This window comes from Sulfurovum sp., assembly GCF_036568385.1.
Lineage (GTDB): Bacteria > Campylobacterota > Campylobacteria > Campylobacterales > Sulfurovaceae > Sulfurovum.
Genome location: NZ_DATCSP010000064.1, coordinates 32,876 through 58,748, shown reverse-complemented (window position 1 = coordinate 58,748; position 25,873 = coordinate 32,876). Strand labels below are relative to the sequence as shown.

Sequence of the window (25,873 nt, the reverse complement as noted above, 5' to 3'; positions counted from 1 at the left end):
CAAAAACTCATCCTCACGCCATCTCTGGAAGCGGACCTTTACACCAAAGATGATCCCCAGATGCATCTTGGTTCCGGACTCTCCTCCCTGGAAGCGGGATTGCGCCTTCGCTATGAGTTCGTACGCGAGTTCGCCCCCTACATCGGTGTGACATGGGAGAGGAGCTTTGGGAATACCAGGGAGTATGATCCGATAGATGAAACACACTTCATGGCCGGTGTCCGGTTCTGGTTCTAGAGCGGTCCACTGCTTACCGCATTAGGGCTTTTCAGATGCACGCGTATCTCTGCATCAGTGTAGAAAACAGGCAGGGGTGCAGGCCCTTGCGCTTAAAAATAGGGTGCCATTCTCTATCTTAATCAGTACTTAAAGTTATTTTGATATTATCATTGACGATATATTACATATAATAAAATGAAATAAGGTTACTATGAATCATTATAAAAGAGTTGTTGTAAAGGTTGGGAGCTCAGTACTGACTGAGGGGGGTGAGATAGCAAAAGAGCGTATGCTGAACCTTGTCTCTTTCCTTATGAAAATAAGAGAAAGGTATGAGGTCATTTTTGTTACTTCAGGTGCAGTGGCAGCGGGGTATACCGCGTTAAAGCTCGATAAAAGAGAACACATAGGAAAGAAAGTACTGGCAGCGGTCGGGCAGCCTATCCTGATGAGTTCCTACAAAAAAAAGTTTGAGATCTATGATGCGGATATCGCGCAGATCCTTTTAACGGAAGATGATTTTGATTCCCGCAAACGTACCGAAATATTCAGACGTATCATCAATACCTCACTGCAAGAAGATATCATACCTGTTGTCAATGAGAATGATATCTCCAGTACACCGGATCAGCTTTTTGGTGACAATGATCAGCTAGCAGCCAGAGTTGCACATCACACAAATTCGGACCTCCTGATTATTTTAAGTGATATAGACGGGTATTATGACAGCAACCCGAGTGAAAACCCGGATGCACAGATCCTCAAAGAGGTGAACAGTATCCCTGAGGACCAGCTTACCGCATCGCATACACCGAACAACGAGTTCGCATCAGGCGGTATCGTTACGAAGCTTATCGCGGCAGATTTCCTGATCGGAAAAGAGCGTGAAATGTTCCTGTGCAGCGGGTTCGACCTCACTACGGCCTATGAGTATCTGATGGATGGCATTCATACCAAAGGAACGCTTTTCAGAGCAAAAAAATAGCCGGATACGCAACCGTATCGGGCTCTTTTCTACCCGCACTTTGATAAAAAAATCAAACACTTCACACTTACTTCATACAATCCTATTATACTTGTAGTATGAATTCCAGGAAGGAACCTTATCCCTTTTTGATCCTTCCGGTTTTCTGGTAACTTTTTATTGAGATCGCATCATTCTTCCTTGTTTGCATGCTTCCTTTAACCTTGTCCAAAACGTAAAAAGTTACCTCCCCCTTGAACCCCCGTTAAGAGCCGCCTCATACTTCAGCAGGTACTTTTACTTCAAAATTCTATTTTTAATATATAATTTCACCATGCATTACAGTAAAATTGTATATTATAAAAAATAATCCAGTTGAAAAGGAAGGAACCATGAAACATATTGTAAAGATCTCTCTTCTGTTGGCGGCTTTTTTAGCGATGCAGGGGTGTGCGACACATCAGAAGTTCGTACAAAAGTATGACTCCTGGGTAGGCAAAGATATCAACCATCTGATACAGCAGATAGGGTACCCTGACAGCACCTATACGCTGCCGAACCAAAACAAGGTCTATGTCTATGCAAGATCCAGAATATACAGCTATCCTTCCATGTCGATGGGGTATGGGCACTGGCCGTACTATCATGGCCCTTACGGCACTTTCGGTTACGGTACTGATGTGGTGCAGAAGACCTGCAAACTCTTCCTTGAGACTAACCAAAAAGGCATCATTGTCAAATGGGGTTCCTCCGGTAACGCCTGTGTCTCTGAATAGTACAGCGTTTTTGAAGATGAGGGGCAGGGCAGTATCGTATGTTTGAGATCGCAGAGTACATTGGCATCATCGCATTTGCTAGTTCCGGTTTTTTTGTCGCGGCACGGAACAAACTGGATTTCCTGGGGACACTGATCTCCGTATTTCTCACAGCACTGGGCGGCGGGCTGATACGGGATATCGCGGTGGATAGAACACCCTATACGTTCACGCATAATGCGCCTGCGCTCACCATACTGATCGTTATGGTCCTGCTGGTGCTTTTCCGGTTTAACAAACGGGACAGCATAGAGAACAAACCCTTTTTTATACTCAGTGACTCCATAGGGCTGATCTCTTTCAGTATTACAGGTTCACTGATCGCGATAGAAGCGGGGCTGAACCTGACAGGGGTACTGGCTCTGGCCTTCGTCACGGCAGTCGGAGGGGGTATCATCAGGGATGTGATCATCAATGAGATCCCTTTTGTGCTCAAAACAGGATTTTACGGAACCATTGCACTGCTGATAGGCTTAACCCTCTATGTGCTGGACATGTACGGGCTTATCAGCTTTTTCACAACGAGTATGGTCTTTGCGGCAGGTATCGCACTGAGGATCGTGGCCTACTACAAAAAATGGGCCATACCTATGGTATAGCCAAGCTTTGTGGTATAGCTCACCCCTGCGGGATATATTTCTCCAGGTAGGCATCAAACGCTTTCTTTTCTGATTCGCTCATCACCCGTGCAGGAATGACATTGAACTGGCGGGGCGTTGTGTAGATCAGGTAAAATCTCTCGTTTTTTTTCCATTTGCTGAACGCGCTCCACGGGATGGAAGGCGCATCGGGTCTTGTTTTTATCCTTATACCTTTTCCGGAGATGTGCAGTGTGGTTTCATACGGCAGTACGGCACTCTTCTGATAGATGCTTTTGGCCTGATAGGCAGAGATCATGCGCACAAAGAGCATATAGAACGCGATCGAGAAGAAAGCAGCCAGCATATTGGTGATGACCTCCCGGGTATTTGAAAAGTCCGTCCCTACTGCAACGATGACAGCAGCCACCATCACGTATATAGCGAGAAAGAGCACTCTTTGGCCCCTCTTGTGGTGCAGGTTGACAGCCTGCTGGTATTCTTCTTCGGTGAGTTGGTAGGTGATGTTCATGGTGTGCCTTATTGGTAAAACCGTATTATACACGGTTTACCTATAGACCGCACAGGTTACTGGAAAATAGATGCCCCATACCTGGCAGGCAAGGGGAGAGGAGTATCTCTATTTGCCGGAGAGGAAATTTCTTTCCAGTGTAGCTTTAAAGCGTTTCAGCTCGCTCTCTATGTCCAGATCGGCCTTAAAGATGTCGTGTATCGCATAGGTCTCCAGCGGTTCTGCCCCGCAGAACTGGAAGAGCTTATGGGTCGCCACATTGGCCTCATCCAGGCTGAGTCCGTCAAAGAACCCTTCCTTGTTGTCAAATTCTGACTCCGGGCAGTTGTAGGTCAGGCTCAGCATATATTTTTTACCCTGCATCAGTCCGCCGCTGCCGTATTTTTTCGACGCATCCTCTCTGCTTCTCCCGTCACTGGCGTAGGTGACGGTATTCATGCCTCCTGAGAATATCTCGTCGATGTACTTCTTTGTGATCCAGGGCACGCCCATCCAGTAGACAGGGTATTGAAATACGATGTAATCCGCCCAGGCAAGCTTGTCAAGCTCCTCCTGGAGGCTATAGTCGCTTTCCACTACACTGTGTTTGACATTGAACCCGTGTGCAGTAAAAAAGTCGCTGGCGGTGTCTATAAAGAGTTTGGTGAGCTTCCCCTCTGCGATCTGTTCATATCTCTGGTGTCCGTTGATGATAAGTACGTTTTTCATTGTGCTTCTCCTTTTATTTCTGTGTAAAGTTTTTCATAATCTCTTGCATCTGCTGTATCTGTTCAGGTGTCATCTGGGGCATATCGCCATGGTCGTTCTTCCTATGCTCTTCCATGGTGCGGATCGGAAAGTCAGGCAGTTGAAGGGCTTCATCCGATACCGCTCTGTCCAGGTGAACGGCAGTTGCCTCTGTGGTATGTACGATACCCATGACCTTGACTTCGGATCTGAGCATGATGCCTTTGTGCAGCCAAAGTTTCATTTGCGGTGTTTCCCATACTTCGCACTCATATCCCTTTATCTTCTCTTCACCGGTTTTTGTTCCGCCCTTGGAAAGCATCATCTCTTGGGCACTTTTGGCAAGGTCTTTATACATGGACTGCTGCAGCGCAGCCGGATCATACTCTATAATGGCCTTTTGCTCATAGTCCACTATATACACTTTTCCATGGTCGATCTTTGTGGTTTGGCGCGTATGTTCCTCTCTGCCCATGATGACCGATGTGGTTGTATCGTCACGCAGCTCTACATTTCCCCATTCTTTGAAAAGCATTTTGCTCTTTCCTTCTATTTTGGTCTGCATTCCCATCATATTCCCACTGCTGCTGAGAGCATATTCAACCATGCCTGACCTGACCTGATAACGCTTTTCTTCGGCATGAAGCGTAGAAAGGGTCAGCATAAAGGCCAATAGCATACCCCATAGTTTCATCTGATACATCGGAACTCCTTTTTTTTTATTATAACTTGTTTTATATAATTTGGAAAATGAAACCATAGCGTAGAAGAATGCAATCTGTTTCGGTGCATTTTATCTATCTTATAGGAGCATTGGCTACAATGACGGCATGGAAAAAAAGAAACTACTGATCATCGGTGCAGGGCTTAGCGGGCTTTACAGTGCGGTGCTGCTTCAGGAGCGTTATGAGGTGACGGTCCTGGAGGCACGTGGACGTACAGGCGGACGCGTCATGGCCATGGGCGGACATGATATGGGCCCCTCCTGGGTCTGGGGACATCAAAAAAACATTCTGCAGCTTATAGAGAGCCTGGGCTTGGCGCTTTTCCCGCAATATACCCACGGTGCTGCCCTCTATGACGCTCCGGAGGGTGTACAGCGGTTTCACCCCTCTTCCGGCGTACCTTCCTACCGTGTCAAAGGCGGGATCGTCCAGATAGCGGCTGCTTTGGAAAAGCGGCTTCACAAAGCGGTGCACCTGAATGAAAAAGTACTCTCCCTGACAGAGTCAGGTGAAAAGATCGTGGTGAAAACGGCAACCGGTACCTATGAAGCGGACAGGGTGATCGTTACACTCCCTCCGCGTTTGGCAGCAGAGAGCCTGGCATACGCTCCTGCGCTTCCTTCGGCACTTCAGAGACAGCTGCAGGAGATACCTACCTGGATGGGGTACGCAGCCAAGTGTGTCATAGAGTACCCGGAGGCATTTTGGAGGGAAGAGGGCTTAAGCGGTTTTGCCGTTTCTCACCTGGGACCTCTGAGCGAGATACATGATGCCTGCACCGAAAATAAAGCAGCGCTTTTCGGTTTTGTGCATACGCGTGCGAACCGTGCGAACAATGAAGCGCTGGAAGCGCAGATCATCACGCAGCTGAAACGGCTTTACGGCATCAAAGCAGGGGAGCCCTCCAGGATCTATCTTGTCGACTGGAAAAAAGAGGACTGTACGTCAACACCTCTCGATGCCATGCCGCTGAGCGCACATCCTGCCTACGGATTTGCCGCAACGCATTTCAATGACAGGCTCCTGTTCTCTGGTACAGAGAGCGCTTTCAGCGAAGGCGGATATCTCGAGGGGGCCGTCGTGTCTGCGGTGCAGGCAGCCCGATCCCTTTAACTCCTTTACATTCTACAAATTTATAAGATCATATTACAATAGACACAAAAGGATAAACTTTTTCCCTTGATTAAGTTTCATGTACTACAATATAATAGATCAACGTATGAATGAAAAAGGAACAAGAGGGTCGAAGCGGTATCAGTGTAATAAAGATAGTAACATGAGGCTTGCATCAAGTCCGCGCAGTACGTTTCACAGGCGTAGCTGAAGCGTTTGATACCTGTAGCAGACGACCTGGCAGCGGGATGCCTTTCCCGGCATCTTCAATCGATAGATTATCACGAAGGAGAATGTTATGGCAGAGACTCAAAAGACGATGAAACACACTTCAGGCACCGGTAAGAGTAACAAAGACTGGTGGCCTGATCAGCTCGACCTGGATATACTACACCAACACTCTTCTCTCTCCAATCCCATGGGTGAGGGTTTCAACTACGCGGAAGCGTTCAGATCACTTGACTACGATGCGCTCAAAAAGGACCTTACGGCACTGATGACCGATTCGCAGGACTGGTGGCCGGCGGACTGGGGGCATTACGGCGGTCTCTTCATCCGTATGGCATGGCACAGTGCAGGGACCTACCGTATGGGAGACGGCCGAGGGGGCGGAGGCACCGGGAACCAGCGTTTTGCGCCCCTGAACAGCTGGCCCGATAATGCCAATCTCGACAAAGCACGACGCCTGCTCTGGCCCATCAAACAGAAATATGGCAGCAAGATATCCTGGGCTGACCTGATGATCCTGGCAGGGAATGTCGCGCTGGAGTCTATGGGGTTCAAGACCATTGGTTTCGGTGGCGGACGCGAGGATATCTGGGAGCCTGAAAGGGATGTCTACTGGGGGAGCGAAAGCGAATGGCTCGGCGATAAGCGCTACAGCGGTGAACGTGATCTGGAAAACCCGCTTGCCGCGGTGCAGATGGGACTGATCTATGTGAACCCGGAAGGACCCAACGGTGAACCCAACGCCCTTGCTTCTGGGATAGATATCCGTGAAACCTTTGCCCGTATGGCGATGAACGATGAAGAGACCGTGGCCTTGATCGCCGGCGGTCATACCTTCGGGAAATGTCACGGGGCAGGGGATGCAGCGAAAGTGGGGCCTGAGCCTGAAGCTGCAGGCCTTGAAGAGCAGGGGCTCGGCTGGAAAAGCAGCCATGGCAGCGGCAAGGGCGGAGATACGATCACCAGCGGCATCGAAGGGGCCTGGACGCCAAACCCTACAAAGTGGGATGACGGCTACTTCAAAATGCTCTTCGGGCAGGACTGGAACCTTGAGAAGAGCCCTGCAGGCGCATGGCAGTGGGCCCCTGCGAATCCGTCGGAAAAAGATCTCGCACCCGCCGCACATGATCCGTCGAAACGTGTCAAGACGATGATGACGACCGCGGATATGGCACTGCGTATGGACCCTGTCTATGGCCCTATCTCGAAACGCTTCCAGGAGAACCCTCAAGAGTTTGCAGAGGTGTTCGCACGTGCCTGGTTCAAACTGACCCATCGTGACATGGGACCGCGTGCACGGTATCTGGGGCCCGAAGTTCCGGATGAGGAGTTTCTCTGGCAGGACCCGGTGCCGGAAGTGGACCATGCACTGATCGATGAGGAGGATATAGCGGCGCTGAAGGCACAGATACTCGATTCCGGGCTGAGCGTCTCTCAGCTTGTCTCCACGGCATGGGCTTCGGCATCGACCTACAGGGGGTCGGATATGCGCGGCGGTGCGAACGGTGCACGTATCCGTCTTGCCCCGCAGAAGGAGTGGGAGGTCAACCAGCCGCTTGAACTGATGCCTGTATTGGAGAAGCTGGAAAGCATACAGCAGGCATTCAACAGTGCCCAATCCGGCGGGAAAAAAGTCTCCCTTGCCGACCTGATCGTCCTTGGCGGCTGTGCCGGCGTGGAGCAGGCTGCACGCAATGCCGGATTTGAGGTCTCTGTACCGTTTTCACCGGGACGTACGGACGCCTCTGAGGAGCAGACGGATGTGGTGGCCTTCAGGGTACTGGAACCTGCGGCTGACGGATTTAGGAACTATCAAAAAAGAAGCATCGATGCCAGAGCAGAGGAAATGCTTATCGACCGTGCCCAGCTGCTGACACTGACGGCACCGGAGATGACGGTACTGTTAGGAGGTATGCGTGTACTGGAGACGAACTTCGGACAGACAAAACACGGTGTCTTCACCGATCGACCCGGGTCTCTGACCAACGACTTCTTTGTGAATCTGGTGGATATGTCTACAGAATGGAAGCCCGCCAATGAAGAAGCAGAGCTTTTTGAGGGCCGGGACAGGAAAAGCGGGGAGCTCAAGTGGACGGCAACCCGTGTGGATCTCATCTTCGGATCGAACTCGAGGCTGCGTGCGCTGGCTGAGGTCTATGCACAGGATGATGCGAAAGAGAAGTTCGTCAAAGATTTTGCAGCAGCGTGGAGCAAAGTCATGCACCTGGACCGGTTTGACCTGGCATAGTGCTGGGTGAAGTTATACTTGAAGCACTTTGAGCGTACGCAGCGCCTTGAGTGTTTGCAGATCTGATACAGGGTTGTCTCTCAGGTCCAGGTAGACAAGCTTAGGCAGCAAAGCAAGCGGTTGGATGTTCTCTATCTTATTGTTGTATGCGGATATCTTTTTGAGTGTGGAGAGCCGGCTTAAGGGTGTGATGTCAGAGACGGCATTATCGTATATAAAGAGAAATTTGAGATTTTCATAGGAAGAGAGTGGCGTAAGGTCGGAGATCTGATTGTGCGAGAGCGAGAGCTTGTGTATCTTTTTCAGAGAGGCAAGCGGAGTGATGTCCGAGATGCGGTTATGGGAAAGCGAAAGGCGTTCAAGCCAGACCAGTGTAGCGACCTCAGGCGGGATCTCTGTGAGCCCTTGATGGCTGAGGTCGAGGTAGGGAAGCTGTGCTTCTTTGCAGTGTGCTATCATCTCTTGAACTTCTTTTGTCATCATCGTTCCTTGCAGTTTAGTCGGGACATCATAACATATTATGGTGAAATAAAGGCGGCGAACCTTCCTTTAGCCAAACCAAAGCCTCGATAAAGTACTATCCCAACCAAGTCATACCAGAACCTATACCTAAAGTGTATATGAAGAGGAGGATCAAATGTCAGATATCAACAGACCGTGCATCAGAAGGTGTTCTCTGAACGAAGAGGAGATCTGCCTAGGATGTTTCCGTACTTTTGACGATATGCTTCGGTGGAACAAAGCTAGTGTGGAAGAGAAACAGGAGATGCTGAACATCGCAGAGAGAAGAAAAATGGAGCACGCGAAGAAATAGGCATGCTCCGGGCGATCAGCAAATAAAATGGAGACGCCGTTATCTGCTCTTGATCCATTCCTCAAACATCTTCAATTCATCTTCCGCGATCGTGTGTACTTTATCGTAGCTCCTGAAATCTATCTCAAATCCGCCTTCCTGCAAGGTTTCTACCTGATCCTTTGAGATCTCATAGGGCAGCACTTCATCATAGGTGCCGTGCGTACAGAGCCAGTGTGAACTTTTTACATCCGGATTCATCTCTTCTAACAGTCTCTCTGCATCATAGATGTATCCGCTGACGGCAATGTAGCCGGCAAGTACTTTGCCGTACCGTGCACCGAATTCAAAGGTGAGCAGTGAACCCTGTGAAAAGCCGAACAGAAAACTTTCATGGGCATTGAACTCCTCTTCAAAGAGCCTGTCCAGGGTCTCTGTCAGCAACGCGCGAGAGTGGAGGATCCCTTCCAGCTGATTGGGCGGCAGGTCATACCAGGAGAACCCGTCATAATAGTCATAGGGGGCATCCAGCAGGATATAGTTCATCTCCTCCATATCGAGGTAGGGCGGCAGAAAGGAAAACCCGGTAGAGGAGTCTCCACGGCCGTGCAGTACGACCATCAGCTTTTTTGAGGGTACCTTGGAAGGGATGAATATATGGCTGAGGGGTATGTCTTTACGGTTTGGCATGTATCTTTTCCTGTGTGTGATCGTTTATTTTGGGCATGGGGTAGTATACTGGATTTATATTTAGAACCGATATACTTTCACAGATAAAAGAGAAGGAACACCATGGCAGCCAAAGCAACCATATACAAAGCGTTACTCAATATAGCAAATATGGACAGTCATTATTATGCGGACCATAATTTAACGATGGCGAAACATCCTTCCGAAACGGACTTGCGTCTTATGGTACGATTGGTTGCATTTATACTTAATGCGGATGAAGACCTTGAGTTCTGTAAAGGCATATCCCAGGATGATGAGCCAGACCTTTGGAAAAAGTCTTTAGGCGGTGAGATCGAACTTTGGATCGATCTCGGACAACCTGATGAAAAGCGCATCAAAAAAGCGTGTGGACGTTCTAAAAAAGTGATCATCTATACGTATCAGGAAGGTATGGCTGCTTCCTGGTGGAAACAGATAAAGACATCGCTCACACGCTTTTCGAACCTTCAGGTGAAACATCTTCATATCGATGGAGATATAGAACTTCTTGCAAAACGTGCCATGTCACTGCAGGCAAATATCTCTGATAATGAACTCACATTGATCGATGGCGAACATAGTGTAGTGATAAGAGAAGAGTCTTGGATGGATAGATAGAACGGATCGCAACATCAAGGCTTATGTCAAAAGACAAAAGCCTGTAAAGGAGAGGATGATCGCAGCTAGTTGCTTGCCGCGATGATCCCGAGCGCAAGCTGCTGCGCTGCCAATATAGAGGTCTGGGTTGCAGCGATATTGGTATTCTGCAACTGCTGCGTCAGAAGGATCTGGTCTGCCTGCATACCGATATTGTCAGACATCACAAGAATCTGGTCCGCCATCTCCAAAATGCTGTTGGACATCTTTCCGATATCTGCAGAAAGGATCAGCATACTGTTCATAGCATCAAGAAGGGTGGCCTCTCTGGTGATGTTCTTGGACGCTTCGATCGCGATACCATAGCTATCTATCACCGTTCCCAGTGAAGTCATGATCAGAGAGAGGTTGACCAGGGCATTAAGTGACTCTGCATTGACGGTCATGGTACTCTGCAGACTGTCGCTGTTCAGGATCGTTTGGAATGCCTGTACTTGTACCAGATAGGCATTGACATCCTCTTTGACATCTTGAAGTTCACTTGACATATTCCAGGGGTTCAGAGCCACCAGTGACATTTTTGCAACCAGGCTGTTCCCATCGGTGATAAGCGATTCCAAAGTGAGGTCATAGCTTGCACTTTCCACTACAGAAACGAGTGTCAGTATATTGGTCTGTGTGGTAAGAATCGTGTTCTGTGTCAGCGCGATATTTTGATTCTGGATCACCTGCGTCTCCAGGATACGGTCTGCCATCAGACCGATATTGTCTGACATGATCAGGATCTTGTCAGCCATCTCACCTATACGGTCCGCCATTTCTCCGATATCGCTTGAAAGCTGTAGCATCGCAGTAATGCCGTCTTTGAGGGTCAGGGCACTGGTCGCTGTCTGGAGCAGGGCGATCTCTGTAGATAGCACAGAAGAAGCATTGGAAAGTGCTGCCACATTGACAAAAAGCTCTTCGGTCAATACCAGGGTTTCATTGTCCAGGGTCAAAGGTGCTGTGATATTCTCATTGGCAGCGGAGAGTGCGGCCACGATATCTTTTGCCTGCTGGTTCAGCGCTATCAACGGCGCACAGATAGAATCTGCTGTCAGCTTGGTGTCGGTGATAGTGCTGTTTAGTTCAACCATACTCTGGTTGAGGTTGGTCAGGTCCGTTTTAAGGTCCGCGTGTACTGCTGAAAATGTCAGTATAAAAAGTGCGATAAGTTTCATCATAGTTTTCATTTTTGCTCCCTATAGCCCGAAATTCTTGATCACATTGATCATGATCGACTGCGATGTCAACAAAGAGGCCTCTGTAAGCAGCACATTTGTTGTCTGGATATCCTGCGTTGCAACGATGTTGTCAGCCATCAGTCCGATGTTGTCAGCCATGATATAGATCTTGTCTGTCATCTCCATGATGCGGTCAGACATGACACCGATATCTTTTGTCAGCTGCAGCATCGATGCTGTGGCGTCTGAGAGTACAGGGGTTTCTGTCAACGGTGCCATCTGCTCGATGGTACGGGCATAGGTTTCCAACGAGAGGGCCAAGGCTTTATGTATGGCTGTCAGGTCACCCAGCATCGTCAAGGTGTCCGAATTAATGTAGTGGCTCATGTTTTGACTGTTCTCTACGACCAAGAGCAGCAGGTTTGTGGTTTTGTTCAATAGGGCAGTGGTCTGTGTTTCCAGTGAGGCAAGTTCGCTGTCCATGTTGCTGCTGTCAAGGTTCATGGCATTTAAAGCCCCTGAGAGCGTATCTGTATCATTGACGATCTGCCCGAGCGTAAGATTATAGGCGATGGTTGAAAGCGAATCACTCAAGAGTACCATATTCTGCTGTGTGGTTAAGATGGAAGCCTGTGTCAAAGCGATATTGGTGTTTTGGATCTGCTGCGTGATCATGATGCGCTCTGCCATGATCCCGATGTTGTCAGCCATGATCAGGATACGGTCTGCCATCTCCAGTATACGGTCAGCCATCGTGCCGATGTCTTTGGAGAGCTGCAGCATTGCACTGAGGCCTGCACGGTACTCAAAGAGTTCCGCAACATCTTCGATACTGTTCAGTTCAGCCGTTAGACGCAGTGACTCTGCCCCCATATTTTTAGCGATAGCAGAAAGGTCATCTAGCACTGCCAGGTCCGCTTCTGTCACAGAAAATGCGGTCATGGACTCTGTCGTGCTTTTTAGCGCGGCTGTATAGGCCTCAATGGAGCGGTTCAATGTCCCCAGTTTCATACATGAGCTTTCCTGGCTGAAAGTAAATGCAGAAAGTTCCGTGTTGAGTGTCTCACCCTGGGTTGACAGATCCTGTAGGTCCGTGTGTATATCTGCACGCAGCGTGATGCTGAGTAACAGTATTCCGATAAAAAACTTCATAAGGTTTTTCAAAATAGTTTCCTTTATAACTTTTAGTTTATTTTAAAATAATTCGGGATTATAACAATTGAACATAAAATTAATATTAAGTGGATCAAAAGAGTTGGCGCAGGATAGGTAAAACGGGACAGAAGAATTAGACGATAAAGAGGAGTGCAGGATGGTTCTAGATAAAAAAGTGCCTTGGCCTAGCCTTTGAAGACCAGAGCACTGGAGACACCTGCGAGTGAAGCGATGAACACGATGGTATAGCCCGTAGGCAGGTCAAAGTAGTAAGAAACGACCATGGCGGCGATGATGATCATCGAACCCAGGACCCATGCAAAAGGCAGTTTGGAAAAACGGCCCTGCAGGAGTGCCACAAAGGCAGGTACGATCAGCAGTACGAACACGACCAGGATCCCTGCCAGCTGTACCGAAGAGGTGACCGTCAGTGCCAGCAGTCCGAAAAAGAGCGCCTCTCTATAAAACCCTGTGAGCCTGTGGTGGAAAAGGAAAAAGAGCAGGCCCACCGCACTGTAAAGTACCAGAGGTTCCCAGAGATCGGAGGCTGAGGTAAAGAGTATGTCCGTTGCCTGGAGTTTCGAGAAAAGTTCGGTCCCCTGTCCGGTATTGGCAAGGAGTATCATAATGCTGCTCGCACCCAAAGCATAGAGCATCCCGATGAAAGCCTCTATATGCTTGACACGGTAGGTTGCCAGGGTGATCAGCAATGCACCGATCAGGGCAAAAAGAAAGGTCAGCAGAAAGATATAGTGCCCCTCGAACAGCAGCAGGCTCACCGCCACACCGACCGCGGCGAATTGTCCGATGGCAAGATCGGTAAAGATGACACCTCTTTTGATGATCTCCAGGCCGAAAATGGCATGGACAAATACCAAAAGGATGGCAAGGATAAAAGCGGGGTAGAGCAGGGTAATCATCTGCATACGGTGTTGACCAACGTAGTATAGAATGCTTCCAGTGTCCCTGTGCCTTTCATGGCACCTACATCATGAGGGAGCTGAACCACTTTCGCACCGGTCTTATCCGCTATGAAATGGGCCGTTCTATGCTCATGGTAGACATCCTGCAGTATCAGTTTGATGTTCTTCCGTTTGATCGTATTGATGAGCTCCAGGGTATGCTTGGAGTTCGGGGATACCCCTGCGAGCGGTTCAATGTTGTCTACAGAGTTGATGCCGTAACGTCTCAGAAAGTAGTTGAAGAGCTCATGGTACTGTATCACGTTCATACCTCTGCATGCTTCCATCTTTTTATCGAAGGAGACCAGTTTCTTTTCCCACGCAGCTTTGAAAGCTTCGAAGTTCTTTTGATAGAATCCCTGGTTTGCAGGATCCAGCAAAGAGAGTTTCAGAGAGATCACTTTGGCCAGCTTGATGACGTTGTGCGGGTCCAGTATGAAGTGCGGATTCCCCTCTGCATGGACATGCCCCATGGACCGGTTGACATTTTTCGGAATATCCTGCAGATCCATATAGTCACTTAGTTCAAGATACCCTTTGGCATTCTCCTGGATGTTTGGGTTGTTCGCACTGTCCAATAGCGGTGAAAGCCATCCTGCCTCCAGTGAGGCTCCGTTGAGTATCAGCAGGTCACTGTTACGCAGGTGCGCGATCAAAGAGGGTTTTGGCACCACAAAATGGGGATCCCAGTTTCCCTGTGAAAGGAGGGTGATCGCTACCTTGTCCTGACCGATCTCTTTTGTCAGCTCTTTGATATAGGGGTAGGCTGCCGCCACATTGAGCTTAGCAGAGAGCGTAGAGGCTGCCAGTAATAGTATAAACAGTATTTTCATCTTATCTCCTAAAATGGATGTGCGCCGTGTGCGCCGATCGCATAGGTAAATTGTACTATGAACTCATCTTTATTGTTCTTAAGGTCCTCTTCCGTGTAGAGCGAAGCATCATGATTGTACTGCACCCTTATACGCGAAAACTCACTGAAGTTGTATTCTGCCATGGCCGATACGATATAGATATCATCTGTTACAGGCACCGGTGAAGCATTGGCTGTGATATCGTTTTGGGTGATCCCACTGTATCTTACCCCTGTTTTGATATTTCTGTCATGCTGATAGACCAGCTGGGTATAGAATCCTGCCTGTTTTTTGTTAAGCGCGGAACTTCCCCATACCCCTTCTTCCACTTCACTGTACTTTGTACCGTCCATCTCTCTGTAGAGATATTCGCTCTGCCAGGTGATGGAGCGCGTCGCCGAAAAGTAGTTCTTATAGACCAGGTCCGCCCCGTAGATGGTCGTATCTCCCGAAAATGCATGTGCTCCTTCTTCCTCTTCTTCATGGTCCGCATGTACATCCCCCAGGTGGTTCATCCTGCTGTCACCTTTGGCGATGCTCACACCACCCAGGATGGTACTGCCGCCTAGGTCAAAAGAGGTTTTGAGATATCCGACGACCAAAGAGGGCTGTGATACATCCTCGACCTCAGTTAGATCAGGAGTCGTAAACCCCTCTACACCGAAGCTCTGTTCATTTTCACCGCGAAGCAGTTCTACCCCTGCCATCGTATAGATATTGGTAGGGAAGACATACTGAAGCTGTACCCCTTCTTCGTTGATCGCATGGTCTCCCAGAAGTGCGTTATAGATAAGCGGCAGTTTCTGGAAACTGTAGGCGTGCTCATGCTTGTTGCTGAGGTACCCGAAGTCACTTCTGAATTTACCGATCTTGGCCCTGAGGTGATAAGGCAAAGAGGTGGTCACCACATACCCTTCTTCTATCTCGATATCATCTTCTGTCATGTGAAACACACCCATAAGGTCAAAATAGTTATCCACAGAGGCTGACATCACGAGTTCGGCATAATTGAAATTAAACCCGTCATTGCCGACCAGCGGCGTGTGTGCATGTTCATCATCTGAGCCGCCTTCAACGAATGACGGTATCTCCACATGCTCGGTGTCGATGTCCAGTGATTCATTGATATAGCTGGCATCGAGTATCAGAGAGATATTGGGCATATAGTCATCTTGTGTGGAAGCCGGTGCTGTTTTTTGACTTGCGAGCTCTTCTTCCAGGCTCATTTCCTGAGCATAGATCAGTGTAGCCGTGATGGCACTGATCATCCATATTTTTTTCATACATATATCCTTGTATTATGATTGGTTTTTATAGTAATTTTAGCTGTTTGTGATTTTGGTTCAGGACAAGGAAAAAGGGGGTGCGTGAGAGAGGTATCCCAGGGGAGTAAAGGGTGAGCAATACGCGTGCAGCCCTGAAAGATCTACAGATTCCCGTGCCGGTGTCTGAATGATCTTGCGAATATCCGGTCTGCAGATCTTCTGCCTGACAACACTGTTCTCTACGATACTTTCACTGAGATGTATCGCCAGAACATGGGATATTTCATGCAGTACATTGTCTGTGTGTTCTTCCGAGACACAGGTATGACAGTCATCGTTTTTTTCGAGGAGATGCTCAAAGTGCAGGGTATTGGACTGGTATGCCAATAGTACGAATGCTATCAATAGGTAATGAAATAGTCTTGTCTGCCGCACTTTTTCTCTTTTTTGGGATTTTTGAATCGGATTATACTTTAATAAATTGTAAATAGGATTAAGCGGAGAAAACACTTTTTGAAACATCAAAACAGTTTATGGTATGATGCGTGCAGATTTGAAACCAACAGATAGAGAATAGAGAGATGAATGTGGATAAATGTTATTGTAAAAGCGGATTGAATTTTTCTGAGTGCTGCGAACCCATTTTGAGAGTGCTGGAGGTAGCACCCGATGCCCTCAGCCTGATGCGTTCACGCTACAGTGCCTACTGCTTGGGCGACGTGAACTACCTTCATGCCACCACCCATGACCATACATGGAGTGATGAAGAGCTCAAGTTCATACAGGACTGGGCGGACAACAGCATCTGGCAACATTTGGAGATCATTGACCACAATGAGGAGATGGTCGAATTCAAAGCCTACTATATCTTTGACGGCAAGCAGCACATGCACCATGAAAAGTCTGTATTTTTAAAGGTCAATGATATGTGGAAGTATGTCGACGGAGAGATCTACGAAGACAAGGTCTCTTTTCTACGCAATGAACCATGCATCTGCGGCAGCGGCTTGAAATACAAAAGATGCTGTTTTAAAAAGCTGGCATAGCAGTACGAGTAAAGATTTCACCCTTTCATCTGCTTAACAGCAGGACAATGATGCCGGCTAAGATGAAAGAAACGGTTTTCCATAGAAGCAGGGGATTACGTTCTAAAAGTGGCGGTTTGGACTTGTTTATATATGCCTGATTGGGATGCCGCAGATCATATAGAAATTCGGAGAGTTCTCCGTACCGTTTATAGGGGTCTGGTTCCAGTGCTTTTTTCAGGGTTTCATCGATCCAGTCCGGTATACCCTGTGCATCGGGGTTTAAGTGTTTATATTTCAATTTTTTTTGTGCCGCCCTGGTGGTCGATCTGGCCACTTTAGTGCCATAGGGAAAATCACCGGAGATCATTTGATAGACAATCACCGCCAGTGAAAAGAGGTCTGAACGTGCTGAGCCGGTGTTCCCTAGAAAATACTCCGGTGCAGAGTAGAGTGCTGTTCCGAGCAGATGTTCCTGTTCGATATAGGCATTGGTTTCGACGATTCCCTCTATTCTGGTTGAACCAAAGTCAATGATCTTCACGGTACCTGTGCTGTCGATCATGATATTCTCTGGCCTCAGGTCTTGATGGATCATTTCCTGCCGATGCAGTGCGAGCAGTCCTCTGGCTATCTGTTCTGTTATTTCACGTACGGTTTCTATAGTTGGCGCAGGGTTGTCTATCATCCACTGTGTCAGGGTCTGTCCATCAATATATTCTGTCACCGTATAGATATAATTGCGTTTGCGTGTGGGCAAATAAGACTTTAGCAAATGGGCATGATCCATACGTATAGCGATCCATTCTTCCAGCAAGAACCGTTCAAGATATGCTTTGTTCTCACGTAGATCAATGGAGGGCGTTTTCAGAACGACACGCGTCTCTGTTTCCGTATCGACAGCCAGATAGACATGACTTCTGCTGCTCGCACTTAACTCACGTATGATCTCATATCCGTCAAAGAGCATACGTGCCTCAAGTATCGGCGGGAAAGGCTTTTCACTCAGTTGTTTCTGAATCTCATTGGCCTCTTTGTCGGGAAGGGCATCCACATGTATCAGTTGAATGGTCAGGTTGTCATCACTGCCTTTATCGTACGCCGTATCGGCAAGGTATTTCGCTGCGGCATTCAGGTCATGACCATATGTTTCTATCGTGCTGATGATCATACCGGCGTTCACATATTCATAGATGCCGTCCGTCATAAAGACAAAAATGTCGTTTACTTCTACCTGTAAAGTATCATAATCAATTTTGAGGTCTGTATCAACACCCAGGGCACGGCTAAGATAACTCTTCTCCTGAGAGATCCACATCCGATGATCCTCCGTCAACTGTTCGAGCACATGGTTTCTCAACCGATAGATACGGGTATCGCCTACATGAAAGATATGGGCTGTGGTGGACCTGAGGATCATGGCACTAAAGGTACAGACATACCCTTTATTCGCATCGTAATAGTACTGGCTCTGTTTGGTTTGTGCGTAGAGCCAGGAGTTGGTCGCATTCATCACGCGCTGTGCTGACTTTTGTACAGACCAGGATTCCGGAGTACTGAAGTAATCGATCAAAAAAGAGGTGACAGATGTTTTACTGGCTGTTTGACTGACCTCGCTGCTGCTGATCCCGTCAGCCAAAGCTATGGCGATCCCTTTGTGTGTCAATTGGGGTTCTTCAGGTATACAGATATCATGAAAATCCTGATTGATCTCTTTTCGGCCTCTATCTGAGTATTCGCCTATAGAGATTTGTAATTGTTTGTCCATCGTGTTCAGTAACCTTATCCTGTCTGCAACACTACCATGATTTATACGGCAAGAATTTACCATTCATGGTGATCACCACCCTGTTTCCCAAGGGGTTTTCTTCTTTGTCTATATCCAAAGAGAAATCAATGGCACTCATAATGCCATCCCCGAACTTTTCACCCACGATCTCTTTGATCGTTTCCCCATAGACACCGACCACTTCATAGAGACGATAGATGAGAGGGTCCTGAGGTATCGTAAAGTCCCAGGTTTTGTTGGGATATTCCTGTAAAGCGATAGCCACTTCCCCTTCTAAACCCAGTACTTCACACAGTTTTTCTGCAGGCTCTTGTTTGAGGCTGTTCATCCCCAGACACGCTGAAGTAAGGAAAGTGGCTGATAGACCAACTTTCTCAGCCAACGTTTCCCAGCTCATTTTGGCATTTTTCCTTGCCAGTACGATCGCTTCTGTCATCTCGATTTTTTTCATAGTATAGATCCTTTTTGATAGTGTTTTCCAGACTCCAGCTTATGCAACTGAAGGCTTTTTTGATTGGTAAGAAGCATTGTTCAGTTGACGTTTTGCTCCGGTCCTTACGTGTGTTGCGTAAAGCGTCAGACCTGTGAAGAGAAGACCGCCCGCCAGGTTACCCAGTGCAACCGGTACCTCATTCCAAAGCAGGTAATCCACTACTGTAAAGTCACCGCCCATGATCAAAGAGAACGGGAAAAGGAACATATTCACGATCGAGTGTTCAAACCCCATGAAGAAGAACAGCATGATCGGCATCCACATAGCGATCGCTTTTCCACTGACTGTTGTTGAGATCATCGCACCGACCACACCCATTGCCACCATCCAGTTACAGAGCATTCCACGGATGAATACCGTAAACCAACCAGAGATACCGTGTGCTTGATACCCCAGTGTTCTTGCTTCACCGATACCCGAAACCTTTTGGGCGATCGCACCGCCATCCGTATCAAAACCGTAGGTAAAGACAAATGCCATCATAAAGGCTACCGTTAACGCACCAAGAAGGTTCCCAAGTCCCACCAGACCCCAGTTTCTAAATATCTGACCGACGGTCACTCCCGGCCGTTTATCGATCCAAGCCAATGGCACCAATACAAATACCCCTGTCAATAGATCAAAGCTCATTAGATAGAGCATGATAAACCCGACTGGGAAGAACGCTGCACCTATAAGACCTGAACCTGTTTGCATCGCAACAGTAATTGCAAATACAGCCGCAAGTGCTAAAATTGCTCCTGCCATGTAAGCACGTATCAGAGTATCTTTTGTAGACATATATACCTTTGATTCACCAGAATCGACCATTTTTTTAACAAATTCCTGAGGGACTAAATAAGACATGGTTCACTCCATGTGTGTATAAGCAGTTTTAACATTTTTATTCCTTTTTTCTTAATTATCATTTATATAGACAAACACTTGTCTATACGCTGATTGAATATGGATGATCTCTACCACCACCTTGTGTCCAGTCGGATATACGGTTTCCCTTTTCAAGTACGTTGTATCCTCAGGAAAAGTATAAGATAGGATTGTTCTAATATTATTCAAATTATTGTATAAAAAATAATCAATTAAATATGTTTGACTTGAATTAGGATAAGGAAGGATAAAGAGGAAGCAATGGTAAGGTGATGAAAATAGTATGACTTTCATCACCTCAAAATGTGAAAAGGGGATGGTGCAAATAAACTGTATATTTACGGTATCTCGGGTGCGGGGATGATCTTGTCTATACGTGAATAGCTGCGCCCGACCCTGGCAATAGCGGAAAACTCCAGACCGATCTGCGCTTTGTCGGAGATGATCGCATCATCAAGATAGAGATGCTGTATCTCTACGATGACGGGAATGGTTTTGCTTCCTTTGAGATCAACCTCCTGCAGGTATTCGCAAAGAAATGCCACTTTGATGCCCGCCGGCATCGGTGGGAACCCTTCGAGGGAGCCCTGTACAGGGATATCAAAGACTTCGAGTTCGCTTTCTGATGCCTCGAGACCTTTGGAGCTGCGGTGCATCGCTTCAAAATGCTCCCCATCCACGATGCAGACCACGCACTTCCTGCTTTCCCTCAGGTTTCTCAGCGTGTCTTTCGGTCTACCGTCAGGCCGGTGCCCGATGGAGATCATCAGTGTGGCAGGGTCTGAAGAGAGCGGGGTGAAGTAGGAAAAAGGTGCGATGTTCAGTACTTCACCTTCCGTGACCACCCACGCTATGGGACGCGGGACGACGGTATTGGCCATAAGATGATACCGTTCGCTCGTGCTGCTTTCTTCGAAATCGATGAACATACTGCTTACTTTATGAATTCGACGACTTCATCAAAGGGGAGTCTCTGTTGTGCCGGCTGCTCGTTGACTCTGTAACCGAAAGGCAGGATCACGGCCACCTGGTATTTTGTGGTGTCCAGCCCCAATACCTCTTCGACATTTTCTTTTTCAAATCCTTCGATCGGGCAGGAGTCTATGCCTATGAAAGCGGCAGCGGTCATCATATTTCCCAGTGCGATGTAGCTCTGTTTGGATGTCCATGCATAGATATTTTCATCCGTGCTGAGCGTGTGTTCCAGGTGTTTGGCATAAATGTCCATATAAAAATCCAATTTTTCCTGCGGCATCTCACGTCGCATGAATCTTTTCTTGGGGATACCGCTCTCCACTTTGACATTATCTATACCGGCAAGTACCACCACCAGATGAGAACAGGAAGTGATCTGGACCTGGTCCCAGCAAAAAGGTCTGAGCTTTGCTTTGAGTTCCTCATTGGTGATCACCAGGAACTTCCATGCTTCCATACCGAAAGAGGAGGGGGACTTTCTTCCCGCTTCCAAAATGTAATGCATCTCTTCCTCATTGATCTTTTTGTTTTCATCAAATAGCTTGCAGGCATGCCTGAAATCCATCGCTTTGGTAAAATCGTTTTGCATTGTCTATCCTTTGGGAGTATTTTGCCCTGGATGGGCTTTGTCCGGTATGATATCAAGATTTATCTTGAAAGTATAAATAGTCTTCTAATGTAAATTATTCTATGATACATAAAAAACTAGGAGGAACGTATGCGAACTATGTGGATAATGATGTTGATAGGCTCGTTTTTGGCCGCGGAGAGCTTTACCCTGGAAAGTGCGACGCTCAGGGGACAGATGAGCAAAGCCCAGGAGTTTAGCGGCTTTGGATGTTCGGGAGAGAACATATCGCCGGAGCTTCACTGGAGCCATGCACCCAAAGGTACCAAAAGCTTTGCTGTCACCGTGTATGATCCGGATGCACCGACAGGCAGCGGATGGTGGCACTGGCTGATCGTGAATATCCCTGCGGATACCCATAAGATAGAGGCCGGTGCTTCCGCGAAAAAAACATTGCCAAAAGGTGCATTGGAAACCGTGACCGATTATGGCATTGCCGGCTTCGGCGGTGCCTGTCCTCCCCAGGGAGACAAAGCCCATCGTTACGTATTTACCGTCCATGCCCTGGATGTGGAGAGTCTACCCGTCAAGGCTGAGACCAACAGTGCCGTGGTGGGCTTTATGATCAACCAGCATACGATCCAAAAAGCATCCCTGATCTCTTATTACCAAAGAGACTAAGGGTTGATGCTCTCTTCCAACCATTCAAGATAGCCTCTGTTCGCAGCAGCCAGTGGCACCATGAGTATCTCCGGCACCTCATAGGCATGGAGGTGTTCAATTTCGGCCATGACTTTCTCAAAGAGCGCTCTTTTTGTTTTCATTTGAAGCAGTATCTCTTCCGAGGCTGTGATCTTGCCTTCCCAATGGTAGGCACTTTGTACAGGGAAGGACTGTACACAGGCGACAAGTTTTTTCTCTAAAAGCTGCTGCGTGATCGCTTCAGCATTCTGCTTCGAGTCTGTGGTCGTGGTGATGATACAATACTCAGAGGCTTCCATGCTCTACCTTTGCCAAGAGATCTTCGACACAGAGTGAGATCATCCGGTAGACCTTTTCAAACCCTTCAAAGCCGCTAAAAAAGTAGGGATCTGGCACATCTTCTCCCTGAAAATCCGCATAATCTCCCAAAAGATGGACATTGGAAAAGCCAAAGGCTTCCATATCTGCTTTGTTCTGTCTGTCCATCGCCACGACATGCGTAAAAGAGGTGATATCCTCTCTGGTGATAGGACGGGAGCGCTGCTTGCTGATATCGATCGCATATTGCTGGGCGACCTTGATAGAATTGTCACAAGGTGCTTCCCCGGCGTGCCAGTCACTGGTACCTGCAGAATCCACGTAAAGTTCCAGTTTGTTCGTACGGGCCAGGTGTTCTGCCACGCCGTGCGCCAAGGGACTGCGGCAGATGTTCCCCAAACAGACGAATAAAATACGATGCATGATTCTCCTTTTATTTCTATAGTGTACAATACCAAAAATATAGTACCGAATTGATTAAATACGGCGATCAGGATCATGGGATGAAAAGAGCAATAACATTACTAATCACACTGACCTTGATGTTATCTGCCAAGGATTATACGAAACACGGAGATACGGTCGCCTTTATCAACGCATTGGTCAAGAAGCATGACTTTAAAAGAGAGGATGTTGAAAAACTCTTCTCCAAGGTAGAGGTACAGCACTCGGCACTCCGAGCCTTTCTTCCCAAAGATAGGACAACACTGACAGCGGAACAGATCGAGGCTTTGCAAGAACGCTATCCCAAATATGGGGCCTGGGATCGCTATGTAGAACATAAAGTAACTCCTGCCCGTGTGAAGCAGGGGGTGGACTTTATCAGGCGCAATCTCAAAACGTTTCAGAAAGTAGAACAAAGGTATGGCGTTCCCATGGAGTATGTGGCTGCGATCATAGGTATCGAGAGTGTCTATGGGGCGAATGTAGGCAAGTATCCGGTATTTGACACCCTTGTAACTCTCGCTTTTGAAAAGAACAGGAGAAACGGTTTTTTCAAAAAAGAACTTCTGGCATTCCTGCAACTTGCCAAAAGAGAAAAGATCAATCCGAAGAACGTCTATGGTTCCTATGCCGGTGCCATCGGTCTGGGACAGTTCATGCCAAGCAATTACGAACCCTATGGTGTGGATTTCAATGGAGATGGGCATGTCACACTGCAAAGGCCGGAAGATGCGATCGCGAGCATTGCAAATTATCTTGAACAGAACGGATGGCGCAAAGGGGAACCTGTCGCTACCAGGGTAGGATATCAAGGGATGCGGTTCACTGCCTACAAGACAGGCTATGGGACAACCTACAACAGGTCTGAACTGAAAGGTATCGCACCCAAAGAAACATGGGACTATTGGGAGAGGGTGCGTCTCATCAAGCTCAATAGAGAGAAATACGATGAATTGTGGTACGGTGCCAAAAACTTTTTTGTCATCACACGCTATAACCATAGTGCCTACTATGCGATGTCCGTACATCAACTGGCGACCAGGATCGCAGCAAAACTGAAAGAGTGAAACGATGAAGATCAATGTTATTATTATCGATAAAAAGGGAAAAGACAATTTATATGCCGGTTTGATAGAGCATTACAAAAAGATAGCCAAACCTTTTGCCAGGGTCGAGGTCATTGAAGTGTTCGACAAAGAGATAGCCAAAGCGCAGGAGATCTCTCCCGAAGCGGCCCAAAAGTCATACACAAAGGCACTGGAAAAGTATCTGGGGTCGGGTATGAACATAGCACTGGACCCCTCTTCGAAGGAAGTGGACAGTCATGAATTCGCAGATCTGCTTAAGGATAGCGTTCAGGTGAATCTCTTCATAGGCGGTGCATACGGCTTTGAAAGGGATTTCTTAACCAAATGTAATAATGTAATATCATTTGGTAAAATTACGCTTTCACATAAGCTTGTGAAAGTGGTGTTGATGGAACAGATCTTCCGAGGGCTGACCATCAATCATAATCATCCATATCATAAATAGGAAAACACTGATGTTAACAGAAATAGAGTTAAATGAGTTTCAAAACAAATTATTGGACAGAAGAGTACAGATAGAAAAAAATCTTAGAGGTACTACGCTTGAACTAGAGGAAATGAGAGAGCTTGAGCTGCATGATGAGGGAGATTTTGCCGCAGCTTCTGCAGAAACGATCGTAGACAGTGCTATTTTGATCCAGCAGCGCAAAGAATTAAACGAAATTGAACTTGCTTTAGATAAAATAAAGAAAGGAACTTTTGGTATATGTGAAATGTGTGAGGAACCTATCGGTTTGGCGCGTCTCAAAGTGAAGAACTTTGCACGTTTTTGTATTACATGTCGGGAGATCAATGAAAAAAAACTAAAGTAAGGAGATAAAATGAGACTTGGGCTATATATTTTTGCTACTTTGCTATTGATGGCGATCGTTGCTGCGGTGACATATACAATCAATTCAGGCCATTACGCAATAGAAATGATGGGGATCAATTTCAGTTTCCCGGTAGCTGCCTGGATAGTCTTTCCTATGTTTATTTTGTTTCTCTTTACCTTGATACATATGTTCTTTTACGGCTTGAAAAATTATTTTATGCTGAAAAAATGGCAGAAAGATACAAATACGTTGGAAGATGCACTCTACTGGTCGCTGGTGAATGAACCCAAAGAGCAAAAATATGCCATAGACTCATTTAGAAACTCTGCCTTACTTCTGGGAAAAGCCTCCCTGGAAGTCTCTGAAAGTGTCGAAGGTGTGACACCAAGACTTTCGCGTGTGGTCAGCATCATACAAAAGATCAAAAAGGGTGACTACGTTGACCTCAAAGAAGAGAAAATGTCCAAGGTCTTCCATGCAAAGAATCCGATACTGGTCCAGAACAACCTGAACCGCCTCCACAGTGATGACAAGTTCGTCGAAGAGGTGATGAGGTCCACGAAGGAGTATTCGGATGAGGTGCATGCAAAAGCACTGGAGATCTTTGCAAGCAAAGCGAAGTTCGAAAAAGCACGCAAATATGCGAAGGTCTTTGATGTAAAGAACTTTTTGGTGATGCTCAAAAGAGTGAGCCCGGAAGATACACTGGAACTACACCCTGAGATCATCAGCGAATTCGTGGATGCCCTCAACTTAAGCTGTGAGGACTATCTTGCTATCGCTACGGTCACTAAAAAATATTTTCAGCCGGAAGAGAATCTGGCACTTTTCAGCACTTTTCAATCCCAAACAGAGAAAGCGCAGAATGCCTATCTCTATCTTTTGTTCGAATATGAACTTTTAGATCAGGTCGCCAGGTATCTAGAAGAGCAGGATGAAGATGACTTCATAAAGTTCAGAGCACTCTATGAGCTGAAAAAAGAACATCATAAATATCAGCTAAAAGATATCATTGATATAGGTTTTATCTGTAAATAAGCCAGGTTGTATGTTCAGAAACATTTTTATATACACTGAAAGA

Annotated in this window: 32 protein-coding genes; 14 read left to right on the top strand and 18 right to left on the bottom strand. The window is 47.2% G+C overall.

Annotated features, from left to right (window positions below; all coding sequences use genetic code 11):
- From VIM88_RS07200 to VIM88_RS07185, 4 genes are all read left to right on the top strand, one after another.
- Positions 1-237, top strand: a 237-nt coding sequence (locus VIM88_RS07200) for a copper resistance protein B (protein ID WP_331862211.1), incomplete at its 5' end; no start/stop codon positions are given.
- Between the two features lie 193 nt (positions 238-430).
- Entirely contained in the window at positions 431-1,204 is a 774-nt protein-coding gene (gene proB, locus VIM88_RS07195) for a glutamate 5-kinase (RefSeq protein WP_331862210.1), read from the top strand.
- Between the two features lie 371 nt (positions 1,205-1,575).
- Positions 1,576-1,959 carry a hypothetical protein gene (locus tag VIM88_RS07190; protein WP_331862209.1) on the top strand — a complete coding sequence of 128 codons (384 nt, stop codon included), beginning with the start codon at positions 1,576-1,578 and terminating at the stop codon, positions 1,957-1,959.
- 38 nt (positions 1,960-1,997) lie between these two features.
- On the top strand, positions 1,998-2,597 hold the full coding sequence (locus tag VIM88_RS07185; RefSeq protein ID WP_331862208.1) for a trimeric intracellular cation channel family protein: 600 nt from the start codon (positions 1,998-2,000) through the stop codon (positions 2,595-2,597).
- A gap of 19 nt (positions 2,598-2,616) precedes the next feature.
- On the opposite strand, the gene VIM88_RS07180 is transcribed toward VIM88_RS07185, so the two are convergent.
- The 3 genes from VIM88_RS07180 to VIM88_RS07170 all read right to left on the bottom strand — a co-directional run bounded on the left by VIM88_RS07180 (position 2,617) and on the right by VIM88_RS07170 (position 4,537).
- On the bottom strand, positions 2,617-3,108 hold the full coding sequence (locus VIM88_RS07180) for a YcxB family protein (RefSeq protein WP_331862207.1): 492 nt from the start codon (positions 3,106-3,108) through the stop codon (positions 2,617-2,619).
- Positions 3,109-3,216: 108 nt separating this feature from the next.
- Positions 3,217-3,816 carry an NAD(P)H-dependent oxidoreductase gene (locus VIM88_RS07175; protein WP_331862206.1) on the bottom strand — a complete coding sequence of 200 codons (600 nt, stop codon included), beginning with the start codon at positions 3,814-3,816 and terminating at the stop codon, positions 3,217-3,219.
- 13 nt (positions 3,817-3,829) lie between these two features.
- On the bottom strand, positions 3,830-4,537 hold the full coding sequence (locus VIM88_RS07170; protein WP_331862205.1) for a DUF4412 domain-containing protein: 708 nt from the start codon (positions 4,535-4,537) through the stop codon (positions 3,830-3,832).
- A 127-nt stretch (positions 4,538-4,664) separates the two neighbouring features.
- On the opposite strand from VIM88_RS07170, the gene VIM88_RS07165 reads away from it, so the two are divergent.
- Both VIM88_RS07165 and katG read left to right on the top strand, forming a co-directional pair.
- The gene (locus VIM88_RS07165; protein WP_331862204.1) at positions 4,665-5,672 is read left to right on the top strand and encodes an NAD(P)/FAD-dependent oxidoreductase; all 1,008 of its coding nucleotides are present in this window, start codon (positions 4,665-4,667) and stop codon (positions 5,670-5,672) included.
- Positions 5,673-5,970: 298 nt separating this feature from the next.
- Positions 5,971-8,148, top strand: a complete 2,178-nt coding sequence (katG, locus tag VIM88_RS07160; protein ID WP_331862203.1) for a catalase/peroxidase HPI — start codon at positions 5,971-5,973, stop codon at positions 8,146-8,148.
- A gap of 12 nt (positions 8,149-8,160) precedes the next feature.
- Here katG and VIM88_RS07155 read toward each other — a convergent pair whose 3' ends face one another.
- A complete protein-coding gene (locus VIM88_RS07155; protein WP_331862202.1) occupies positions 8,161-8,628 on the bottom strand; it encodes a leucine-rich repeat domain-containing protein in 468 nt (155 codons plus the stop codon).
- A gap of 157 nt (positions 8,629-8,785) precedes the next feature.
- Here VIM88_RS07155 and VIM88_RS07150 point away from each other — a divergent pair, with 157 nt between their 5' ends.
- Positions 8,786-8,962 (top strand): DUF1289 domain-containing protein, encoded by a 177-nt coding sequence (locus VIM88_RS07150; RefSeq protein ID WP_331862201.1) that lies wholly within the window; start codon positions 8,786-8,788, stop codon positions 8,960-8,962.
- Between the two features lie 39 nt (positions 8,963-9,001).
- Here VIM88_RS07150 and VIM88_RS07145 read toward each other — a convergent pair whose 3' ends face one another.
- Positions 9,002-9,631, bottom strand: coding sequence for a serine esterase (locus VIM88_RS07145; protein WP_331862200.1), 630 nt, complete (start codon positions 9,629-9,631; stop codon positions 9,002-9,004).
- A 102-nt stretch (positions 9,632-9,733) separates the two neighbouring features.
- Here VIM88_RS07145 and VIM88_RS07140 point away from each other — a divergent pair, with 102 nt between their 5' ends.
- Positions 9,734-10,270, top strand: coding sequence for a YaeQ family protein (locus VIM88_RS07140; RefSeq protein WP_331862199.1), 537 nt, complete (start codon positions 9,734-9,736; stop codon positions 10,268-10,270).
- A gap of 65 nt (positions 10,271-10,335) precedes the next feature.
- Here the strand turns inward: VIM88_RS07140 and VIM88_RS07135 are convergent, their stop codons facing one another.
- From VIM88_RS07135 to VIM88_RS07110, 6 genes are all read right to left on the bottom strand, one after another.
- A complete protein-coding gene (locus VIM88_RS07135) occupies positions 10,336-11,481 on the bottom strand; it encodes a hypothetical protein (protein WP_331862198.1) in 1,146 nt (381 codons plus the stop codon).
- A 9-nt stretch (positions 11,482-11,490) separates the two neighbouring features.
- Positions 11,491-12,636 (bottom strand): hypothetical protein, encoded by a 1,146-nt coding sequence (locus tag VIM88_RS07130; RefSeq protein WP_331862197.1) that lies wholly within the window; start codon positions 12,634-12,636, stop codon positions 11,491-11,493.
- A gap of 176 nt (positions 12,637-12,812) precedes the next feature.
- Entirely contained in the window at positions 12,813-13,553 is a 741-nt protein-coding gene (locus tag VIM88_RS07125; RefSeq protein WP_331862196.1) for a metal ABC transporter permease, read from the bottom strand.
- Complete coding sequence (locus tag VIM88_RS07120) at positions 13,544-14,422, bottom strand: metal ABC transporter substrate-binding protein (RefSeq protein ID WP_331862195.1); 879 nt, start codon at positions 14,420-14,422, stop codon at positions 13,544-13,546. Before VIM88_RS07120 ends, VIM88_RS07125 begins: the two co-directional genes overlap by 10 nt.
- Positions 14,423-14,430: 8 nt before the next feature.
- Positions 14,431-15,726 carry a hypothetical protein gene (locus tag VIM88_RS07115; protein WP_331862194.1) on the bottom strand — a complete coding sequence of 432 codons (1,296 nt, stop codon included), beginning with the start codon at positions 15,724-15,726 and terminating at the stop codon, positions 14,431-14,433.
- A gap of 60 nt (positions 15,727-15,786) precedes the next feature.
- A complete protein-coding gene (locus tag VIM88_RS07110) occupies positions 15,787-16,113 on the bottom strand; it encodes a hypothetical protein (protein ID WP_331862193.1) in 327 nt (108 codons plus the stop codon).
- Between the two features lie 176 nt (positions 16,114-16,289).
- Between VIM88_RS07110 and VIM88_RS07105 the strand changes: the two genes are divergently transcribed.
- Positions 16,290-16,754: a YchJ family protein gene (locus tag VIM88_RS07105; RefSeq protein ID WP_331862192.1), complete on the top strand. Its 465-nt coding sequence runs from the start codon at positions 16,290-16,292 to the stop codon at positions 16,752-16,754.
- Positions 16,755-16,779: 25 nt separating this feature from the next.
- Here VIM88_RS07105 and VIM88_RS07100 read toward each other — a convergent pair whose 3' ends face one another.
- The 5 genes from VIM88_RS07100 to VIM88_RS07080 form a co-directional block, all read right to left on the bottom strand.
- Positions 16,780-18,501: a protein kinase domain-containing protein gene (locus VIM88_RS07100; RefSeq protein WP_331862191.1), complete on the bottom strand. Its 1,722-nt coding sequence runs from the start codon at positions 18,499-18,501 to the stop codon at positions 16,780-16,782.
- A 31-nt stretch (positions 18,502-18,532) separates the two neighbouring features.
- Positions 18,533-18,973, bottom strand: coding sequence for a cyanase (cynS, locus tag VIM88_RS07095; RefSeq protein WP_331862190.1), 441 nt, complete (start codon positions 18,971-18,973; stop codon positions 18,533-18,535).
- 39 nt (positions 18,974-19,012) lie between these two features.
- The gene (locus VIM88_RS07090; RefSeq protein ID WP_331862189.1) at positions 19,013-19,861 is read right to left on the bottom strand and encodes a formate/nitrite transporter family protein; all 849 of its coding nucleotides are present in this window, start codon (positions 19,859-19,861) and stop codon (positions 19,013-19,015) included.
- A 359-nt stretch (positions 19,862-20,220) separates the two neighbouring features.
- Positions 20,221-20,811 carry a flavin reductase family protein gene (locus VIM88_RS07085; protein ID WP_331862188.1) on the bottom strand — a complete coding sequence of 197 codons (591 nt, stop codon included), beginning with the start codon at positions 20,809-20,811 and terminating at the stop codon, positions 20,221-20,223.
- 5 nt (positions 20,812-20,816) lie between these two features.
- A complete protein-coding gene (locus VIM88_RS07080; protein WP_331862187.1) occupies positions 20,817-21,446 on the bottom strand; it encodes an NAD(P)H-dependent oxidoreductase in 630 nt (209 codons plus the stop codon).
- Between the two features lie 129 nt (positions 21,447-21,575).
- Between VIM88_RS07080 and VIM88_RS07075 the strand changes: the two genes are divergently transcribed.
- Entirely contained in the window at positions 21,576-22,106 is a 531-nt protein-coding gene (locus tag VIM88_RS07075; protein ID WP_331862186.1) for a YbhB/YbcL family Raf kinase inhibitor-like protein, read from the top strand.
- On the opposite strand, the gene cutA is transcribed toward VIM88_RS07075, so the two are convergent.
- Both cutA and VIM88_RS07065 read right to left on the bottom strand, forming a co-directional pair.
- Positions 22,103-22,426 (bottom strand): divalent-cation tolerance protein CutA, encoded by a 324-nt coding sequence (cutA, locus tag VIM88_RS07070; protein ID WP_331862185.1) that lies wholly within the window; start codon positions 22,424-22,426, stop codon positions 22,103-22,105. The two genes, VIM88_RS07075 and cutA, sit on opposite strands and share 4 nt — an antisense overlap.
- Positions 22,413-22,868 (bottom strand): low molecular weight protein-tyrosine-phosphatase, encoded by a 456-nt coding sequence (locus VIM88_RS07065; protein ID WP_331862184.1) that lies wholly within the window; start codon positions 22,866-22,868, stop codon positions 22,413-22,415. Before VIM88_RS07065 ends, cutA begins: the two co-directional genes overlap by 14 nt.
- Positions 22,869-22,948: 80 nt before the next feature.
- On the opposite strand from VIM88_RS07065, the gene mltB reads away from it, so the two are divergent.
- The 4 genes from mltB to VIM88_RS07045 are packed head-to-tail and all read left to right on the top strand — an operon-like array spanning position 22,949 to position 25,830.
- Positions 22,949-23,956: a lytic murein transglycosylase B gene (gene mltB / locus VIM88_RS07060; RefSeq protein ID WP_331862183.1), complete on the top strand. Its 1,008-nt coding sequence runs from the start codon at positions 22,949-22,951 to the stop codon at positions 23,954-23,956.
- 4 nt (positions 23,957-23,960) lie between these two features.
- Positions 23,961-24,422, top strand: coding sequence for a 23S rRNA (pseudouridine(1915)-N(3))-methyltransferase RlmH (locus VIM88_RS07055; protein WP_331862182.1), 462 nt, complete (start codon positions 23,961-23,963; stop codon positions 24,420-24,422).
- Between the two features lie 10 nt (positions 24,423-24,432).
- Positions 24,433-24,789: an RNA polymerase-binding protein DksA gene (gene dksA / locus VIM88_RS07050; protein WP_331862181.1), complete on the top strand. Its 357-nt coding sequence runs from the start codon at positions 24,433-24,435 to the stop codon at positions 24,787-24,789.
- A gap of 9 nt (positions 24,790-24,798) precedes the next feature.
- Positions 24,799-25,830: a hypothetical protein gene (locus tag VIM88_RS07045; RefSeq protein WP_331862180.1), complete on the top strand. Its 1,032-nt coding sequence runs from the start codon at positions 24,799-24,801 to the stop codon at positions 25,828-25,830.
- The last annotated feature ends 43 nt before the right edge of the window (positions 25,831-25,873 follow it).